Below are 1,424 nucleotides of genomic sequence, written 5' to 3' on the forward strand. Positions count from 1 at the left end.
CGTCGGGCAGTGCGGTTCCCATGGACAAGCGGTAGGCGGGCACGCGGTCGCCGAAACCGATGGCGCCCCACAGGGCGGACACCACAAGGATCGACTCCACCGCCTTGCGGCGCTGTGCCGGCGTCAGGGTCTTGTAGCCAAACGCGTCGTAGAGGACACCGGAATACACCTGATGGGCAGGGGCGGCGGGTTCGGCGTGGAGCCGGGTATTGCGTTCGACGTCGTCCCTCAAGGACGCGCCCACCCCCAATAAGGCGAGGGCGTCCTCGTGCGCGCTGACCAGGCCCAGCGCGTCGAGCACTTTGGCCCGGTAGCTGTTGAGTTCCGGAAAGCTCAGGGACTCCCATTCGACGGCGGAGCCTTCTCAGCGGGGGTCTTGCCTTCGGAGGGCGGCAGCAGAATCAGCACCAGTCGATATTAGCTGTATTGCCAGTAATACAGGCGCCAGCTGCCTAGCGGTACCTTCCGGCAGTGCCGTCCGGAAATGCGCAGGGCCCGACGCCGGTAGACTGTAGGGCGGATGGGTTGACTAGGCGGCCGCGCGCCACGTGAGTGGCTCGAGGAACGTCCGGGCTCCACAGGGCAGGGTGGTGGGTAACGCCCACTCGGGGTAACCCGCAGGCTAGTGCCACAGAGAACAGACCGCCCGCGTCTGCTTGTGCCAGCACAGGCAGGCAGCAGGTAAGGGTGAAACGGTGGTGTAAGAGACCACCAGCTCCCTGGGTGACCAGGGAGGCTAGGTAAACCCCACCCGGAGCAAGGCCAGACAGGGCACGATCGAGGGCTGCTCGCCCGAGTGTCCGGGTAGGCCGCTGGAGGGCGTCGGCAACGGCGTTCGTAGATGGATGGTCGCCACTCCTTCGCCGGCAACGGCAGGGAGGACAGAACCCGGCGTATCGGTCAACCCATCCCTTCGCCTATGTGAGTGATTTCACGCGTTCCGGCGGCCAAGTCGTCCCGTGCCAGACCTTAGAATGGACAGTGAACGTAGAAGTTCCACCGCCGGTTCTGCGTTCGCAGCCGGCGGTTTTTCTTTGCAGCGTTCAAGGTGTCCGGGCAGACCGAAGTCCCGCCGATGCCAGTGCCGCAGGATTACTCCGGGCGGCCGCCATCTACGTACGAGGACGTATGTAGCTGACCCTAGGAAGGTAGTTCTGTGAGCCAGTCATCAGATTCTTGTCTTGATACGTGGATGGGCCGCGAAGCGCTGGCCGAGGCCATGATTCCGGTGATCGGCCGGCTGTACCGTGAGAACAACGTGGTGACGAGCATCCACGGGCGCAGCTTGATCAACAAGTCGTCGATGAACATCCTGAAAGCCCACCGTTTCGCGCGCCGGATGAGCAAGGACGAACTCCGTCTCGAAGAGACCGCGCCGCTGCTGAACATCCTGGCCGGACTTGACCTCGGGGCCGCTGCGATCG

The 1,424-nt window shown here is 64.0% G+C and carries 1 other RNA gene and 2 pseudogenes; 2 read left to right on the forward strand and 1 reads right to left on the reverse strand.

The features are described from left to right. Positions 1-408, reverse strand: a pseudogene (locus AHiyo1_RS26170) (YaaA family protein); the annotation flags it as partial. Positions 409-521: 113 nt separating this feature from the next. Here AHiyo1_RS26170 and rnpB point away from each other — a divergent pair. Both rnpB and AHiyo1_RS04560 read left to right on the forward strand, forming a co-directional pair. After that, positions 522-912, forward strand: an RNA gene (gene rnpB, locus AHiyo1_RS04555) — RNase P RNA component class A. 280 nt (positions 913-1,192) lie between these two features. Beyond that, positions 1,193-1,424: pseudogene (locus tag AHiyo1_RS04560) on the forward strand (glyceraldehyde-3-phosphate dehydrogenase); the annotation flags it as partial.

Origin of the sequence: Arthrobacter sp. Hiyo1 (genome assembly GCF_001263615.2) — a bacterium.
Lineage (GTDB): Bacteria > Actinomycetota > Actinomycetes > Actinomycetales > Micrococcaceae > Arthrobacter.